The sequence below is a fragment of the Klebsiella sp. M5al genome, assembly GCF_002090195.1.
GTDB classification, from domain to species: Bacteria; Pseudomonadota; Gammaproteobacteria; order Enterobacterales; family Enterobacteriaceae; genus Klebsiella; species Klebsiella grimontii.
In genome coordinates this window covers 54,127-71,148 of sequence record NZ_CP020657.1, presented here as the reverse complement: position 1 = coordinate 71,148, position 17,022 = coordinate 54,127, and the positions used below count along the sequence as shown (strand labels likewise).

The following is a 17,022-nucleotide window of genomic DNA, read 5'->3' as shown; positions in this document are numbered from 1 at the left end:
CTTACAACCTTTTACTCTTTAATCACGCCCCGAGCGCGTAGCAGCGCAGTTTTAAAATCTTCTTCATAATCTTTCTGGATACCGGGGATAACAGCCTCTTTTGCCGAGTCGCGCATCTTCAGGTGATAAATCAGAATATCGTCGGAAAGATCGCTCAGTTCACCGGCATAACCGGCCTCTTTCGCCAGTTTTTGCAAAAATTGAATCAAATTCAGCTCGGGTTCTTTCTGCCAGGCTGGCTGGAGAAGTTCAATGACTTCATTCAGGCGTTTACATTTCATAGCAATGCTCCTTACTCTTGATAGGTGTACGTTAGCAGGGACAATCCCACAATGAAAGAGGCGATATTAATATGCAGGGCAAGGTAATAACCGGCGTTGTACTGGCGGGTGGGAGAGGTACGCGTATGGGAGGCATTGATAAAGGATTGCAGTTGCTGAAGGGGAAAGCTCTGTGGCGTCATGTCGCCGATAGGCTGCAACCCCAGGTCACAAAGCTGGTGATTAGCGCTAACCGCAATCTTGATTGCTGGCGAAGCAGCGGCTACCCGATTATTACCGACTCTCTGAACGACTTTCCCGGGCCGTTAGCCGGTATGCTTTCCGTTATGCATCAGGTTGAGGGTGAGTGGTTTCTGTTTTGTCCATGCGATACGCCTTTTATTCCATTATTTCTGGCTGAGCGCTTAATACTGCAAAAAAAATCATCCCCGGTCGTTTGGGTACACGACGGTGAACGCGACCATCCGGCGATTGCTCTGGTGAATCGAGTGGTGATTAGCGAACTGGAAACCTATCTGGCGGCAGGCGAGCGGCGGGTTATGGTGTTTATGCGTAAAATGGGCGGGCATAGCGTCGATTTTAGCGATGTAAAATCAGCCTTTATTAACGTCAACACTCTCAGTGACTTACAAAGTATGGAGGTGTCATCATGATCCCTCTTTTGGCCATCGCCGCCTGGAGCGGCACGGGTAAAACAACCTTATTAAAAGCGCTGATTCCAGCGCTACGCGCGGAAGGCATACGTCCTGGGCTCATTAAACATACTCATCATGATATGGATGTGGATAAACCCGGTAAAGATAGCTATGAGCTACGTAAAGCAGGCGCAGCTCAGACGATAGTCGCCAGCTCGCAGCGTTGGGCATTAATTACGGAAACACCCGAAGAGCCTCCACTGGATCTGACATGGCTGGCTAGCCGAATGGATGCATCAACGTTAGATCTCGTACTGGTTGAAGGTTTTAAACATGAAGCTGTGCCCAAGATCCTGCTCTTTCGGCAAAACAGCGGACATTGCAGAGAAGAATTAGTGTTTGATGATGACGTGATTGCCGTTGCCAGCGATACGCCTGTCGAGACGTCGCTTCCCTTGTTAGATTTAAATAATATTCCGCAGATAGCCGTTTTTATTATGCAGTGGTTAAAGAGGGCTTAATCGCGGCCTTGATTGAGATTGCAGAGATATCGCTACGCGTCATCTTGCTAAATCATTCTTGCTTTCTCAGGCCACAAAAACGCAAAAAGCCCATCCGTCAGGATGGGCTCTTCACTTAATTGATGCCTGGCAGTTCCCTACTCTCACATGGGGAGACCCCACACTACCATCGGCGCTACGGCGTTTCACTTCTGAGTTCGGCATGGGGTCAGGTGGGACCACCGCGCTAGTGCCGCCAGGCAAATTCTGTTTAATCTGTATCAGGCTGAAAATCTTTCTCTCAAATCCGCCAAAACATCTTCGGCGTTGTAAGGTTAAGCCTCACGGTTCATTAGTACCGGTTAGCTCAACGCATCGCTGCGCTTACACACCCGGCCTATCAACGTCGTCGTCTTCAACGTTCCTTCAGGACCCTTAAAGGGTCAGGGAGAACTCATCTCGGGGCAAGTTTCGTGCTTAGATGCTTTCAGCACTTATCTCTTCCGCATTTAGCTACCGGGCAATGCCATTGGCATGACAACCCGAACACCAGTGATGCGTCCACTCCGGTCCTCTCGTACTAGGAGCAGCCCCCCTCAATTCTCCAGCGCCCACGGCAGATAGGGACCGAACTGTCTCACGACGTTCTAAACCCAGCTCGCGTACCACTTTAAATGGCGAACAGCCATACCCTTGGGACCTACTTCAGCCCCAGGATGTGATGAGCCGACATCGAGGTGCCAAACACCGCCGTCGATATGAACTCTTGGGCGGTATCAGCCTGTTATCCCCGGAGTACCTTTTATCCGTTGAGCGATGGCCCTTCCATTCAGAACCACCGGATCACTATGACCTGCTTTCGCACCTGCTCGCGCCGTCACGCTCGCAGTCAAGCCAGCTTATGCCATTGCACTAACCTCCTGATGTCCGACCAGGATTAGCTGACCTTCGTGCTCCTCCGTTACTCTTTAGGAGGAGACCGCCCCAGTCAAACTACCCACCAGACACTGTCCGCAACCCCGATTAGGGGCCCACGTTAGAACACCAGCCATTAAAGGGTGGTATTTCAAGGATGGCTCCATGCAGACTGGCGTCCACACTTCAAAGCCTCCCACCTATCCTACACATCAAGGACCAGTGTTCAGTGTCAAGCTATAGTAAAGGTTCACGGGGTCTTTCCGTCTTGCCGCGGGTACACTGCATCTTCACAGCGAGTTCAATTTCACTGAGTCTCGGGTGGAGACAGCCTGGCCATCATTACGCCATTCGTGCAGGTCGGAACTTACCCGACAAGGAATTTCGCTACCTTAGGACCGTTATAGTTACGGCCGCCGTTTACCGGGGCTTCGATCAAGAGCTTCTCCTTACGGATAACCCCATCAATTAACCTTCCGGCACCGGGCAGGCGTCACACCGTATACGTCCACTTTCGTGTTTGCACAGTGCTGTGTTTTTAATAAACAGTTGCAGCCAGCTGGTATCTTCGACTGATTTCAGCTCCATGGGTAAACCACTTCACCTACATATCAGCGTGCCTTCTCCCGAAGTTACGGCACCATTTTGCCTAGTTCCTTCACCCGAGTTCTCTCAAGCGCCTTGGTATTCTCTACCTGACCACCTGTGTCGGTTTGGGGTACGATTTGATGTTACCTGATGCTTAGAGGCTTTTCCTGGAAGCAGGGCATTTGTCACTTCAGCACCGTAGTGCCTCGTCATCACACCTCAGCGTTAATAACGTTCCGGATTTACCTGGAACATCCGCCTACATGCTTAAACCGGGACAACCGTCGCCCGGCCAACATAGCCTTCTCCGTCCCCCCTTCGCAGTAACACCGAGTACAGGAATATTAACCTGTTTCCCATCGACTACGCCTTTCGGCCTCGCCTTAGGGGTCGACTCACCCTGCCCCGATTAACGTTGGACAGGAACCCTTGGTCTTCCGGCGTGCGGGTTTTTCACCCGCATTATCGTTACTTATGTCAGCATTCGCACTTCTGATACCTCCAGCAACCCTCACAGGCCACCTTCAACGGCTTACAGAACGCTCCCCTACCCAACAACACATAGTGTCGCTGCCGCAGCTTCGGTGCATGGTTTAGCCCCGTTACATCTTCCGCGCAGGCCGACTCGACCAGTGAGCTATTACGCTTTCTTTAAATGATGGCTGCTTCTAAGCCAACATCCTGGCTGTCTGGGCCTTCCCACATCGTTTCCCACTTAACCATGACTTTGGGACCTTAGCTGGCGGTCTGGGTTGTTTCCCTCTTCACGACGGACGTTAGCACCCGCCGTGTGTCTCCCGTGATAACATTCTTCGGTATTCGTAGTTTGCATCGGGTTGGTAAGTCGGGATGACCCCCTAGCCGAAACAGTGCTCTACCCCCGAAGATGAGTTCACGAGGCGCTACCTAAATAGCTTTCGGGGAGAACCAGCTATCTCCCGGTTTGATTGGCCTTTCACCCCCAGCCACAAGTCATCCGCTAATTTTTCAACATTAGTCGGTTCGGTCCTCCAGTTAGTGTTACCCAACCTTCAACCTGCCCATGGCTAGATCACCGGGTTTCGGGTCTATACCCTGCAACTTAACGCCCAGTTAAGACTCGGTTTCCCTGCGGCTCCCCTATACGGTTAACCTTGCTACAGAATATAAGTCGCTGACCCATTATACAAAAGGTACGCAGTCACCCCATAAAGAGGCTCCTACTGCTTGTACGTACACGGTTTCAGGTTCTTTTTCACTCCCCTCGCCGGGGTTCTTTTCGCCTTTCCCTCACGGTACTGGTTCACTATCGGTCAGTCAGGAGTATTTAGCCTTGGAGGATGGTCCCCCCATATTCAGACAGGATACCACGTGTCCCGCCCTACTCTTCGAGTTCACAGCCTGTGTGTTTTAGTGTACGGGAGTATCACCCTGTACCCTGCGACTTTCCAGACGCTTCCACTAACACACAAGCTGATTCAGACTCCGGGCTGCTCCCCGTTCGCTCGCCGCTACTGGGGGAATCTCGGTTGATTTCTTTTCCTCGGGGTACTTAGATGTTTCAGTTCCCCCGGTTCGCCTCGTTTGACTATGTATTCATCAAACGATAGTGCAACGAATTGCACTGGGTTTCCCCATTCGGACATCGCCGGCTATAACGGTTCATATCACCTTACCGACGCTTTTCGCAGATTAGCACGTCCTTCATCGCCTCTGACTGCCAGGGCATCCACCGTGTACGCTTAGTCGCTTAACCTCACAACCCGAAGATGTTTCGTAAAACATCATCGTGTCGCGAAAATTTGAGAGACTCGAACACACATTAGCTGTGTGTCGTTTCAATTTTCAGCTTGATCCAGATTTTTAAAGAGCAAAATTTCACAATGCACTTCACAGTACATTTTGAAATTTATCATTCATCAGACAATCTGTGTGGACACTACAAAGGCAGGTTCTTTCAGGTAAGGAGGTGATCCAACCGCAGGTTCCCCTACGGTTACCTTGTTACGACTTCACCCCAGTCATGAATCACAAAGTGGTAAGCGCCCTCCCGAAGGTTAAGCTACCTACTTCTTTTGCAACCCACTCCCATGGTGTGACGGGCGGTGTGTACAAGGCCCGGGAACGTATTCACCGTGGCATTCTGATCCACGATTACTAGCGATTCCGACTTCATGGAGTCGAGTTGCAGACTCCAATCCGGACTACGACATACTTTATGAGGTCCGCTTGCTCTCGCGAGGTCGCTTCTCTTTGTATATGCCATTGTAGCACGTGTGTAGCCCTACTCGTAAGGGCCATGATGACTTGACGTCATCCCCACCTTCCTCCAGTTTATCACTGGCAGTCTCCTTTGAGTTCCCGGCCGGACCGCTGGCAACAAAGGATAAGGGTTGCGCTCGTTGCGGGACTTAACCCAACATTTCACAACACGAGCTGACGACAGCCATGCAGCACCTGTCTCACGGTTCCCGAAGGCACCAAAGCATCTCTGCTAAGTTCCGTGGATGTCAAGAGTAGGTAAGGTTCTTCGCGTTGCATCGAATTAAACCACATGCTCCACCGCTTGTGCGGGCCCCCGTCAATTCATTTGAGTTTTAACCTTGCGGCCGTACTCCCCAGGCGGTCGACTTAACGCGTTAGCTCCGGAAGCCACTCCTCAAGGGAACAACCTCCAAGTCGACATCGTTTACAGCGTGGACTACCAGGGTATCTAATCCTGTTTGCTCCCCACGCTTTCGCACCTGAGCGTCAGTCTTTGTCCAGGGGGCCGCCTTCGCCACCGGTATTCCTCCAGATCTCTACGCATTTCACCGCTACACCTGGAATTCTACCCCCCTCTACAAGACTCCAGCCTGCCAGTTTCGAATGCAGTTCCCAGGTTGAGCCCGGGGATTTCACATCCGACTTGACAGACCGCCTGCGTGCGCTTTACGCCCAGTAATTCCGATTAACGCTTGCACCCTCCGTATTACCGCGGCTGCTGGCACGGAGTTAGCCGGTGCTTCTTCTGCGGGTAACGTCAATCGACAAGGTTATTAACCTTATCGCCTTCCTCCCCGCTGAAAGTACTTTACAACCCGAAGGCCTTCTTCATACACGCGGCATGGCTGCATCAGGCTTGCGCCCATTGTGCAATATTCCCCACTGCTGCCTCCCGTAGGAGTCTGGACCGTGTCTCAGTTCCAGTGTGGCTGGTCATCCTCTCAGACCAGCTAGGGATCGTCGCCTAGGTGAGCCGTTACCCCACCTACTAGCTAATCCCATCTGGGCACATCTGATGGCAAGAGGCCCGAAGGTCCCCCTCTTTGGTCTTGCGACGTTATGCGGTATTAGCTACCGTTTCCAGTAGTTATCCCCCTCCATCAGGCAGTTTCCCAGACATTACTCACCCGTCCGCCACTCGTCACCCGAGAGCAAGCTCTCTGTGCTACCGTTCGACTTGCATGTGTTAGGCCTGCCGCCAGCGTTCAATCTGAGCCATGATCAAACTCTTCAATTTAAGTTTGATGCTCGTGAATTAAACTTCGTAATGAATTACGTATGTTCACTCAGAGACTTGGTATTCATTTTTCGTCCGAAGACGTTAAGAATCCATGTCACTTTGAGTGCCCACACAGATTGTCTGATAAATTGTTAAAGAGCAGTGCAACGCGGCTTTCGCTCACCGTTGCGAGGTGGCGTATATTACGCTTTCCTCATTCAGAGTCAAGCGTTTAATTTCGCTTTTCTCTGTCGGTATTCATCGCTGAATCCCGCTGACCCGGCGGCTTGCGTGCCGTTGTTCCGTGTCAGTGGGAGCGCATTATAGGGAGTTATTCCGAAGTGACAAGGGCTAAATGCAAAAAACTTTTCAACCGCCTCTTTTTTCATCATTACGGCGCGTAATGTAGCAAAAAACCGGCGTTTTGCCGTTTTAACCAACGAAGCAAGCCGTCAGATGGCATACTGGTAAGGTAAAAAAGAGAAAGGAACGGCATGTATGTCTTTAAGCGCACAGCAGTTGGCGGCACAAAAGAATATCTCCTGGGTATTAGCGGAGAAGCTAGCTCAAAAAATTTTGACCGGTGAATATCAGCCAGAAAGTATCCTTCCCGGCGAGATGGAGCTGGGCGAGCAGTTTGGCGTGAGCCGCACGGCCGTGCGTGAAGCGGTGAAGACGCTAACGGCAAAAGGTATGCTTTTACCACGGCCACGCATCGGTACGCGGGTGATGCCGCGCAGCAGCTGGAACTTCCTCGATAAAGAACTCCTGGCCTGGTGGTTAACAGAAGATAACTTCTCTGATGTTGTCAGCCATTTCCTCGTTATGCGCGGCAGCCTGGAACCTCAAGCCTGTTTTCTGGCGTCAACGTCAGGCTCGCCGGAGCAAAAGGCCCAGCTTAACGCCTTGATGGAGGAGATGGTTGAGCTAAAGAGGAACTTTCAGCGCGAGCGCTGGATTGAAGTCGATATGGCCTGGCATGAACATATATATGAAATGAGCGGTAACCCTTTCCTGATCTCTTTCGCCTCTTTATTTCATTCGGTCTATCACACCTACTTCACGTCAATTACGCAGAATGAAGTGGTGAAGCTGGATCTGCATCAGGCAATCGTTGATGCCATTCTGGATAGCGACGGCTCGCGAGCGCTTAGCGCCTGCCAGGCGTTGCTGAGTGCCCCCAATCATTCCGACAAATCGCAAGGGTAACGAATGACCAAAAAGAAAGGCCGCAGTATGGCCGGGCTGCCATGGATCGCAGCGATGGCTTTTTTTATGCAGGCGCTCGACGCCACCATTCTGAATACAGCCCTTCCCGCTATCGCCCATAGCCTCAACCGTTCACCGCTAGCGATGCAATCGGCCATCATCAGCTATACGCTGACGGTGGCTATGCTTATTCCGGTCAGCGGTTGGCTGGCCGACCGTTTCGGCACGCGGAAAGTATTTATCATCGCCGTCAGCCTGTTCACACTCGGTTCTCTTGCCTGCGCCCTGTCAAACTCGCTAATGGAACTGGTTATCTTCCGCGTCATTCAGGGCATCGGCGGGGCAATGATGATGCCAGTAGCGAGGCTGGCGTTACTGCGCGCCTATCCGCGCAGCGAACTGCTGCCGGTACTCAACTTCGTCACGATGCCTGGACTGGTCGGCCCTATCCTCGGCCCCGTGCTCGGCGGCGTACTGGTGACCTGGGCCAGCTGGCACTGGATTTTCCTGATTAATATTCCCATCGGTATTATCGGGATCGTGTATGCCCGCAAATATATGCCGGATTTCACCACGCCACGTCGCCGCTTCGACACGCTCGGTTTTATCCTGTTTGGCCTGAGCCTGGTGCTGTTCTCTAGCGGAATCGAGCTGTTTGGTGAGAAAATTGTCGCCACATGGATGGCTCTGGCCGTTATCGCTCTGAGCATCATTTTACTGTGGGCCTATATTCGCCACGCTCGCCGTCATCCCACACCGCTCATTTCGCTTTCTTTATTTAAGACACATACCTTCTCTGTCGGGATCGCGGGGAACCTGGCCACGCGCCTGGGTACCGGCTGCGTTCCATTCCTGATGCCGCTGATGTTACAGGTTGGCTTCGGTTATCCGGCGATTATCGCCGGCTGCATGATAGCGCCTACGGCTATTGGTTCGATTATTGCTAAATCAACCGTCACCCAGATACTTCGCTGGTTTGGTTACCGTAAAACGCTGGTCGGGGTCACGATATTTATCGGCCTGATGATCGCTCAGTTTTCGCTGCAATCTCCGGATATGTCGATCTGGATGCTGCTGCTGCCGCTATTCGTTCTGGGCATGGCGATGTCCACCCAGTTCACCTCAATGAATACCATCACGCTCGCCGATTTAACCGATGACAACGCCAGCAGCGGCAACAGCATGTTGGCCGTTACCCAGCAGCTGTCTATTAGTCTCGGGGTCGCCGTTAGCGCGGCGGTGCTGCGGTTTTATGAAGGATTCGAGAGCGCAAATACCATTGAACAGTTCCACTACACCTTTATTACCATGGGGGCAATCACCGTGGTATCGGCGCTGGTATTTACCTTATTAAGAGCAAAAGATGGCCGCAACCTGATTAAGGAGCGGCACAAGCGTTAGGCTGAACCGCGGACCACCAGCTCGGGGGTTAACTGCACGCGCTGCTGTTTTTGCCCCGGATCGGCCATGCGGTGAATCAGCACATCGATGGCCAGCTCGCCCAGTTCATCTTTCGGTTGATGAATCGTGGTTAACGGCGGCGTCATATAGCGCGCCAGTTCAATGTCGTCATAGCCTACCAGCGCCATATCCTGAGGGATGCGCAGCCCGCCCTGATAAAGGGCCTGGTAGGCGCCCACCGCCATCGCATCGTTACCGATAAACACCGCCTGCGGCAACGCTGAGAGGGTCAGCAGCTTCTGCATGGCGCTAAATCCGCCGCCAAACTCAAAATCGCTGCTAATCACATATCCTTCAGGTACCGTGAGTCCGGCCCGAGCCATCGCTGCCTGATACCCCTCCAGGCGCAGCCGGGCAGGCGTTTTATCCAGCGGACCCGCAATACAGGCAATTCGCGTATAGCCCTGGTCGATCAGATACTTCGTCGCCATATCGCCGCCCAGCAGAGAGTTATCCTGAATCAGATCGCTATCGCCGTCGAACGGCGCCCAGTCCATCATCACCGTCGGAACAGAAGGGTAACGCTGCATAATCTCCGGCGAAGGTTGATGCGTTTCAGTGCACAACAGCAGTAAACCATCGACGCGCTTTTGCATCAGCGTCTCCAGATTACGGTTCATGCGCTGCTCATCGCCTTCGGTATTACACAGCACCAGGCTATAACCCCGCTCGAAGCAGCTGCGCTCCACGCCGCGCACCAGCTCCGAGTAAAACGGATTGGTACTGGCGGTAATGAGCATACCTATGGTGCGGGTTTGATTTAATTTGAGGCTGCGCGCCAGCGCGGACGGCGCGTAGTTCAGGCTTTTAATCGCGGCGTCGACTTTAGCGGTAATCGCTTCGCTAACGAAACGATCTTTGTTAATGACATGAGAAACCGTCGAAGTGGAAACGCCCGCGATGCGGGCTACATCCTTCATGGTGGCCAAGCGTTACCCCTGTTGACGTAAAAATTCGTCTATTTCTTTTCGCCAGGGCACGGAGGGCTGAGCCCCTTTTCGGGTGACGGCGATAGCCGCGGCTGCATGGGCAAAACGAATTGCCTCCGCCAGTTCGCGACCTTCGAGCAGCGCGGTGACCAGCGCGCCATTAAAGGTATCGCCAGCGGCAATGGTGTCAACCGCCTGCACTTTAAACCCCGGAACCCGACGACCGTTACCTTCGCTGCTCGCCCATACGCCACGGCTGCCAAGCGTAATGATCACCGTACCAATACCTTTATCATGGAGCACTTTAGCGGCTTTTGCCGCATCCTCATCGTTTTCCACGCGCACGCCGGTAAGCTTTTCCGCTTCGGTCTCGTTAGGGGTAATAATATCCACCAGCGTTAACAGTTCATCCGGCAATTCACGCGCCGGAGCAGGATTGAGTATGACCGAGGTTTGATTCTGGTGAGCGATTTTCGCCGCCGCCAGTACGCTTTCCAGCGGCGATTCCAGCTGCATCAACAGCGCCTGCGCGCTGGCAATACGCTCTTTTTCCGCATCAACCTGCGCAACGCAGAGCGCAGCGTTAGCGCCGGCGTGAATACCGATGGTGTTTTCTCCTTCAGCGTTAACAAAAATCAGCGCCACGCCGGTTGACTCTCCGGCAACGGCCCTGACCGGCGCGACGTCGATATTATCACTTTCCAGCTGACGACGAACGCGTTCGCCAATATCGTCATCGCCGGTACAGGCGATAAAGGAGATATTTGCCCCGCTGCGTCCGGCGGCAACCGCCTGGTTTGCGCCCTTACCGCCGAAAGCGACCTGATAATGATGACCGGTGACGGTTTCACCGGGCGTAGGGAAGGCGTCGAGATTAAGGATGTGATCGGCGTTGATACTGCCAAGGACGACAAGTTTGCCTGCGGTTTTCATAATCAATATTCCCGGAAATCGCGCCACCGGAATCCGGTGGCGCATGCCCTGCTTTTCTTTATTATGTTGTCCCTCGGACCGTCGCCGATCCGAATCGCACATTATTGCTTAATGACCAGTTTCAACTCAAGCGGATAGCTGGTCTCCACTTTTTCGCCCTTCAGCACTTTATCGGCTGTCTCAACGCCTTTCACGCCGATCTGCTCCGGTAACTGGGCGATGGTCGCTGCCAGTTTGCCACTATTTACCGCTTTTTCGCCATCCGGAGTGCCGTCAAATCCAACAACCATCACATCAGATTTGCCTGCCGTTTGCAGCGCACGCAGCGCGCCCAGCGCCATTTCATCATTCTGGGCAAATACCGCCTGTACATCCGGATGCGCCGTCAGCAAGTTCTGCATGACGTTCAGGCCCTTAGTACGGTCAAAATCTGCCGGCTGGCTGGCCAGCACGTTAAACTTATGCGCAGCCACGGCCTGCTGGAAACCTTCGCCACGCTCGCGCGCCGCGGACGTCCCGGCAATGCCCTGTAGTTCAATGATCTTCGCGTTTTCGCCGACTTTTTTGGCGATATAGTCACCGGCCATTTTGCCGCCCAGCACGTTATCAGACGCGATATGGCTAACCACATCACCTTTTGATGCCTGACGGTCGAGGGTGATAACCGGAATTTTCGCCTGGTTAGCCAGCTTCACGGCATTACCCACCGCATCGGAATCCGTTGGGTTGATCAGCAGCAGTTTGGTGCCGCGGACGGTTAAATCCTGAACGTTAGCCAGCTCTTTGGCCGGGTTGTTCTGTGAATCCAGAACCACCAGGTTATAGCCAAGTTTATCCGCTTCTTTTTGCGCACCCTCTTTCAGAGAGACAAAGAATGGGTTGTTAAGGGTTGAGATAACCAGAGCGATAGTGTCTTTTGCCATCGCGTTTGCGCTTACGGTCGCACTTAACGCTACAGCAGAGACCAGGGTCGCCAGTTTTTTCATATTCATAGTTAAGATGTCCTGTAGAGTTCTCAGTTACTGCTTCTTGTTATCTACCAGTACCGCCAGCAAAATAACCACCGCTTTCACGATCATCTGGTAATAGGATGAAACGCCTAATAAATTCAGTCCGTTGTTCAGAAAGCCAAGGATCAACGCGCCAATCAACGTGCCGACAATACGCCCTTTACCGCCCGCGAGGCTGGTCCCCCCCAGCACCACCGCCGCAATCGCATCCAGTTCATATCCGGTGCCCGCCGTCGGCTGCGCGGAGGAGAGACGCGCGACCTCAATAATGCCGGCCAGCGAGGCCAGCATGCCGCACAAAGAATAGACTATGATCTTAACTTTATTGACGCTGATGCCGGAAAGACGCGTTGCCGCCTCGTTACCGCCGAGGGCGTAGATATAACGGCCCAGACGGGTATGGTGCAGCATGTACCAGGCGGCCAGGAAGACGATCGCCATAATCCACACCGGCGTTGGGATCCCCAGCGGACGACCAATCCCGAACCAGCCAAACAGATCGGCATTATCGGTAAAACCGGTATTCACCGGGCTACCGTTGGTATAAACCATCGTCACGCCGCGCAGCAGCAGCATCATCACCAGCGTGGCGATAAATGCCTGGACGCGCCCTTTCGCCACAATCACGCCGGTCACGGCGCCAATTGCCGCCCCTAACGCCAGCGCAGCGGCTACGGCCACCAGCGCGTTAACCTCAATTCCGACAATTGACGCGGCAACCGCGCCGGTCAGCGCCAGCAGGGAACCGACGGACAGGTCGATGCCCGAGGTCAGGATAACCAGCGTCATCCCTACCGCCATAATGGCGTTAACTGAAGTTTGCTGCAGGATATTGAACAGGTTATTCACGGTAAAAAAGTTGGGGCTCATGGTCGAAACAATCGCAATCAGCACCAGCAGGGCTATCAGCGATTTTTGCTCCATCAGCCACGCTTTTGTGAAGTAGCGACGACCAGAAACAGCCGGGTTATTCATCTTTTTTACTCCTGATTCACACGGTTAAGCTTGCCCACAGCGGCAGCCATCAATACTTCCTGGGTGGCCTGCTCGCGTGTGAATTCACCGCCGAGATGCCCTTCATGCATCACCATGATGCGATCGCTCATGCCCAGCACTTCCGGCATCTCCGAAGAGACCAGAATGATGCTCAGGCCTTCGGCTTTAAACTGGTTAATCAGCTGGTAGATCTCTTTCTTCGCGCCGACGTCGACGCCGCGGGTCGGTTCATCAAGGATCAGCACCTTCGGTCGGGTCATCAACCCGCGGGCGATCGCCACCTTCTGCTGGTTACCGCCCGAAAGCAGCCCAATAGCCTGCTCCATCGACGGCGTTTTCACATTAAACAGGCGGATAAAATCACTTACCGCCTGCTGTTCATCTTTATGCTTGAGGCTACCGCCGCCGCGGCTGAAGTAACGCAGCGCGGTTAGCGACATATTCTCTTTAACCGACATGCCGAGCACTAAACCATCGCGCTTGCGGTCTTCGGAGATGTAAACAATGCCGTTGGCCAGGCCATCCTGCGGAGAACGAGCGACAACTTCGCGCCCATCAAGGGTAACCGAGCCGCTGCTGCGCGGCAGCGCACCGTACAGCACCTTCATCAGTTCGGTACGCCCGGCGCCCATCAGCCCGGCGACGCCGAGAATTTCCCCCTGGCGCAGAATAAAGGAGATATTCTCCACGCCTGAGCCGCACAGGTTGTCGACCTTAAGGCGAACCGCGCCCGGCGCTTTGTCCAGACGCGGATACTGATCCTCCAGCTTGCGGCCTACCATCATCTCAATCAGCAGATCTTCATCCAGGCTGGCCACTTCGCGCTCGGCGATAAACTGCCCATCGCGAAAGACCGTGACGTCATCGCAAATCTCGAAGATCTCTTTCATACGGTGAGAGATATAGACAATACCGCGCCCCTGCGATTTCAGTTCGCGGATCACGCGGAACAGGGATTCGGTCTCGGTATCGGTTAGCGCGTCGGTGGGTTCATCCATAATGATGACCTTCGACTCAAAGCTCAGCACTTTAGCGATCTCGACCATCTGCTGATCGCCGATCGATAAATCGCCCACCAGCTTCTGGCTGTTAAAACGTAGATTCAGCTTTGCCAGCAGCTTGTCGGCTTCGGCGTACATCGTCTTCCAGTCAATTTTGCCAAAGCGATTCACAAACTCACGACCGAGGAAAATGTTCTCGGCAATCGTCAGCTGTGGGATCAGGTTGAGCTCCTGGTGGATGATGCCAATTCCGGCTTCCTGAGAAGATTTAGGACCGTTGAAGGTGGTTTCTTTCCCCAGCCACAGCAGCGAACCGGCATCGCGGGCGTAAATACCGGTCAGCACCTTCATCATGGTGGACTTACCGGCGCCGTTCTCGCCGACCAGCGCCATCACGCGGCCCGGATAGACATTTAGCGAGGCGCCGGAGAGCGCCTTGACGCCAGGGAACGCTTTATCGATCCCTTTTAATTGCAATAAGGCTTCCATATCGGCGACCTCAGAACGTCACGCCGGCACAGAGAATAACGTTCGCATACGGGGAACACTCCCCGCTGCGAATCACCGCCTGACTGTCTGCGGTTTCTTTTTTAAACTGCTCATGACTGGTGTAACGAATTTCAATGGTGTTTCCCTGGTGCTGCTGCAGCTGCTCAAGGTGATTGAGCAACGTCGCGTGGAGCTGCGGATTAAGGGTTTTAATCTCTTCCGCGAGGATAGCCACTTCAACCTGCATTTCGCTCGTCACCACCTCCAGAACCTGCATAAAGGAGGGCACCCCGTGGGTTAACGCCATATCAATACGCGTGCTGCTGCGGGGAACCGGTAAACCAGCGTCGCAAACCACCAGCGTATCGGTATGACCCAGACGGGAGATAACCGACGAAATATCAGCATTGAGGACGGTACCTTTTTTCATTTTCTCTTTTGCTCCATTAGCGAAACGTTTCGCTGGTATTAGTATTAGCAATAAGAGAACAGAAAACCATCACCAGATGTGAGAATTGTGATCGTCATCGAAACGTTTCGCAACGCAGGTGAAAGAAAGGAAGAAGCGCTGAGAAAAACAAAAAGCCCTTCATCAAGAAGGGCCTTAGATAATCAGATCTCAACCTGAGTGCCGAGCTCAATAACCCGGTTAGGCGGGATTTCGAACTGGTCCGGCGCTCGCAGGGCGTTGCGCTGCAGCAGCAGATACAGCTTGCCGCGCAGGCGCAGATACCACGGCCGCTTGCCGATGATCAACGACTCATGCGACATAAAGAAGGAGGTCTCCATCATCCGGCAGCTCAGGCCTTCCAGCCCGCAGCGGTGGAAAACCTCTTCGACGTTCGGCGTTTCGCGCCAGCCGTAGCTGGCAACGACGCGCCAGAACGACGGCGAAATCTGCTCAATCTGCACGCGCCGCACGTTATGTACGTACGGCGCATCTTCAGTACGCAGCGTCAGCAAAATCACCCGCTCGTGCAGCACCTTGTTATGCTTCAGGTTGTGTAGCAGAGCAAAAGGAATCACGTTCAGCGCCCGGGACATATAAACAGCGGTACCCGGCACGCGAACCGGCGGCGATTTTTCTAGCGAAGAGATCATCGCTTCCAGAGAGTTACCATGCTCATGCATCCGACGCAGCAGGCGGAAACGCTCGCTCTTCCAGGTCGTCATAATGGTAAACATCACCAGACCGAGGGTCAGAGGCAGCCAGCCGCCGGAGACGATTTTATCGAGGTTCGCGGAGAAGAGCGGAACATCAATGCACATAAAAGCCACCAGCAGCAGCGCCACAACAAACTTATTCCAGTGCCAGTTTTGGCGCGCCACCGTCGTGAACAGAATGGTGGTCAGCACCATCGTTCCCGTCACCGCAATACCGTACGCCGCCGCCAGATTAGAGGAGTGCTCAAAGCTAACAATTACGATGACCACCGAGATATACAGCAGCCAGTTGATAAACGGGATGTAAATCTGCCCGGACTCCATTTCCGAGGTATGAATAATACGCATCGGCGACAGGTATCCCAGACGCACCGCCTGACGAGTCAGGGAGAAGACGCCGGAGATAACCGCCTGGGAAGCGATAACCGTCGCCAGGGCGGCAATAATCAGCATCGGAATCAGCGCCCACTCCGGCGCCAGCAGAAAGAACGGGTTTTTAATTGCTTCCGGGTGTTTGAGCAGCAGCGCCCCCTGGCCAAAGTAGTTCAGCACCAGCGAAGGCAATACCACCGAAAACCAGGCCAGGCGAATCGGTAATTTACCGAAATGCCCCATATCGGCATACAGCGCTTCCACGCCGGTGATTGACAGCACCACCGCCCCCAGCGCCACAAACGAAACGGTTTTATATTCAAGGAAGAAATGAACCGCCCAATACGGGTTCAGCGCCTGCAGCACCTCCGGGTTAGCGAAGATACTGCGCGCCCCCAGCACCGCCAGCAGCAGGAACCAGATCAGCATAATCGGCGCGAACAGCTTGCCCACCATGCTGGTACCGTGCTTTTGAATGGCGAATAATAGTGTCAGAACAATAATGGAGATGGGCACAACCCAGGTATCCAGGTCAGGAGCGATAATTTCCAGCCCTTCTATCGCCGACATCACCGAGATGGCAGGCGTAATCACTACCTCGCCATAAAAGAAGCTGCCGCCGATAAGCCCAAGGATCACCAGTACCGATGTCGCACGTGCGGAGGTATTACGCCCCGCCAGCGACATTAACGTCAGGATCCCACCTTCACCGGCGTTATCTGCCCGCATCACGAAGGTGATGTACTTGAGCGATACGGTAAAAATTAACAGCCAGAAAATGAGCGACAGGAAGCCAAAAACAGCATCACGCTCAACGCCAAAGCCAAACTGGCCTGACAGACATTCACGAAGTGTATACAGTGGGCTGGTGCCGATATCGCCGTATACCACGCCGATTGCCGCCAGCGTTATTGCCGGCAGCGATTGTTTATTATCAGTGCTCATAGACTAGTCTTTTCGTTTATAAAACAAATGTGTGCCTAGTCCCTTGGCCCACAAAAAGGCGCACAGTATGCACGATTATTTGCTGAATCGTACCCCTAACTGACATCATCTTAACCTGACTCAAAGAAAAT

12 protein-coding genes and 3 rRNA genes are annotated in these 17,022 nt (G+C 53.4%); 4 read left to right on the top strand and 11 right to left on the bottom strand.

Annotation, left to right across the window (positions count from 1 at the left end):
* Positions 1 to 11 precede the first annotated feature (11 nt).
* On the bottom strand, positions 12 to 281 hold the full coding sequence (locus BWI76_RS00335) for a YihD family protein (protein WP_004127077.1): 270 nt from the start codon (positions 279 to 281) through the stop codon (positions 12 to 14).
* A 71-nt stretch (positions 282 to 352) separates the two neighbouring features.
* Here BWI76_RS00335 and mobA point away from each other — a divergent pair, with 71 nt between their 5' ends.
* Both mobA and mobB read left to right on the top strand, forming a co-directional pair.
* On the top strand, positions 353 to 934 hold the full coding sequence (gene mobA, locus BWI76_RS00330) for a molybdenum cofactor guanylyltransferase MobA (RefSeq protein ID WP_004871949.1): 582 nt from the start codon (positions 353 to 355) through the stop codon (positions 932 to 934).
* The gene (gene mobB, locus BWI76_RS00325) at positions 931 to 1,437 is read left to right on the top strand and encodes a molybdopterin-guanine dinucleotide biosynthesis protein MobB (RefSeq protein WP_004871947.1); all 507 of its coding nucleotides are present in this window, start codon (positions 931 to 933) and stop codon (positions 1,435 to 1,437) included. Before mobA ends, mobB begins: the two co-directional genes overlap by 4 nt.
* 124 nt (positions 1,438 to 1,561) lie before the next feature.
* On the opposite strand, the gene rrf is transcribed toward mobB, so the two are convergent.
* From rrf to BWI76_RS00310, 3 genes are all read right to left on the bottom strand, one after another.
* Positions 1,562 to 1,677 (bottom strand): 5S ribosomal RNA (rrf, locus tag BWI76_RS00320).
* A 70-nt stretch (positions 1,678 to 1,747) separates the two neighbouring features.
* Positions 1,748 to 4,654 (bottom strand): 23S ribosomal RNA (locus BWI76_RS00315).
* Between the two features lie 206 nt (positions 4,655 to 4,860).
* Positions 4,861 to 6,400 (bottom strand): 16S ribosomal RNA (locus BWI76_RS00310).
* The 16S, 23S and 5S rRNA genes sit together here, the layout of an rRNA operon.
* A gap of 480 nt (positions 6,401 to 6,880) precedes the next feature.
* On the opposite strand from BWI76_RS00310, the gene BWI76_RS00305 reads away from it, so the two are divergent.
* On the top strand, positions 6,881 to 7,591 hold the full coding sequence (locus tag BWI76_RS00305) for a FadR/GntR family transcriptional regulator (protein ID WP_004871943.1): 711 nt from the start codon (positions 6,881 to 6,883) through the stop codon (positions 7,589 to 7,591).
* Positions 7,592 to 7,594: 3 nt separating this feature from the next.
* Positions 7,595 to 8,992 (top strand): multidrug transporter subunit MdtD, encoded by a 1,398-nt coding sequence (gene mdtD, locus BWI76_RS00300; RefSeq protein WP_004871941.1) that lies wholly within the window; start codon positions 7,595 to 7,597, stop codon positions 8,990 to 8,992.
* Here mdtD and rbsR read toward each other — a convergent pair.
* From rbsR to kup, 7 genes are all read right to left on the bottom strand, one after another.
* Positions 8,989 to 9,981 (bottom strand): ribose operon transcriptional repressor RbsR, encoded by a 993-nt coding sequence (gene rbsR / locus BWI76_RS00295; protein ID WP_004871939.1) that lies wholly within the window; start codon positions 9,979 to 9,981, stop codon positions 8,989 to 8,991. The two genes, mdtD and rbsR, sit on opposite strands and share 4 nt — an antisense overlap.
* A 3-nt stretch (positions 9,982 to 9,984) precedes the next feature.
* Positions 9,985 to 10,917, bottom strand: a complete 933-nt coding sequence (rbsK, locus tag BWI76_RS00290) for a ribokinase (protein WP_024360526.1) — start codon at positions 10,915 to 10,917, stop codon at positions 9,985 to 9,987.
* Positions 10,918 to 11,015: 98 nt separating this feature from the next.
* On the bottom strand, positions 11,016 to 11,906 hold the full coding sequence (rbsB, locus tag BWI76_RS00285; RefSeq protein WP_004871935.1) for a ribose ABC transporter substrate-binding protein RbsB: 891 nt from the start codon (positions 11,904 to 11,906) through the stop codon (positions 11,016 to 11,018).
* Positions 11,907 to 11,933: 27 nt separating this feature from the next.
* A complete protein-coding gene (rbsC, locus tag BWI76_RS00280; protein WP_004855792.1) occupies positions 11,934 to 12,899 on the bottom strand; it encodes a ribose ABC transporter permease in 966 nt (321 codons plus the stop codon).
* A gap of 5 nt (positions 12,900 to 12,904) precedes the next feature.
* A complete protein-coding gene (rbsA, locus tag BWI76_RS00275; protein ID WP_024360528.1) occupies positions 12,905 to 14,410 on the bottom strand; it encodes a ribose ABC transporter ATP-binding protein RbsA in 1,506 nt (501 codons plus the stop codon).
* 10 nt (positions 14,411 to 14,420) lie between these two features.
* The gene (gene rbsD, locus BWI76_RS00270) at positions 14,421 to 14,840 is read right to left on the bottom strand and encodes a D-ribose pyranase (protein ID WP_004871932.1); all 420 of its coding nucleotides are present in this window, start codon (positions 14,838 to 14,840) and stop codon (positions 14,421 to 14,423) included.
* Positions 14,841 to 15,022: 182 nt separating this feature from the next.
* The gene (gene kup / locus BWI76_RS00265; protein WP_004871930.1) at positions 15,023 to 16,891 is read right to left on the bottom strand and encodes a low affinity potassium transporter Kup; all 1,869 of its coding nucleotides are present in this window, start codon (positions 16,889 to 16,891) and stop codon (positions 15,023 to 15,025) included.
* Between the last annotated feature and the right edge of the window lie 131 nt (positions 16,892 to 17,022).

Excerpts from the sequence above, each read along its gene's own strand:
- BWI76_RS00335 (WP_004127077.1), bottom strand. The coding sequence starts at position 281 with ATGAAATGTAAACGCCTGAATGAAGTCATTGAACTTCTCCAGCCAGCC.
- mobA (WP_004871949.1), top strand. The coding sequence starts at position 353 with ATGCAGGGCAAGGTAATAACCGGCGTTGTACTGGCGGGTGGGAGAGGT.
- mobB (WP_004871947.1), top strand. The coding sequence starts at position 931 with ATGATCCCTCTTTTGGCCATCGCCGCCTGGAGCGGCACGGGTAAAACA.
- BWI76_RS00305 (WP_004871943.1), top strand. The coding sequence starts at position 6,881 with ATGTCTTTAAGCGCACAGCAGTTGGCGGCACAAAAGAATATCTCCTGG.
- mdtD (WP_004871941.1), top strand. The coding sequence starts at position 7,595 with ATGACCAAAAAGAAAGGCCGCAGTATGGCCGGGCTGCCATGGATCGCA.
- rbsB (WP_004871935.1), bottom strand. The coding sequence starts at position 11,906 with ATGAATATGAAAAAACTGGCGACCCTGGTCTCTGCTGTAGCGTTAAGT.
- rbsC (WP_004855792.1), bottom strand. The coding sequence starts at position 12,899 with ATGAATAACCCGGCTGTTTCTGGTCGTCGCTACTTCACAAAAGCGTGG.
- rbsA (WP_024360528.1), bottom strand. The coding sequence starts at position 14,410 with ATGGAAGCCTTATTGCAATTAAAAGGGATCGATAAAGCGTTCCCTGGC.
- rbsD (WP_004871932.1), bottom strand. The coding sequence starts at position 14,840 with ATGAAAAAAGGTACCGTCCTCAATGCTGATATTTCGTCGGTTATCTCC.
- kup (WP_004871930.1), bottom strand. The coding sequence starts at position 16,891 with ATGAGCACTGATAATAAACAATCGCTGCCGGCAATAACGCTGGCGGCA.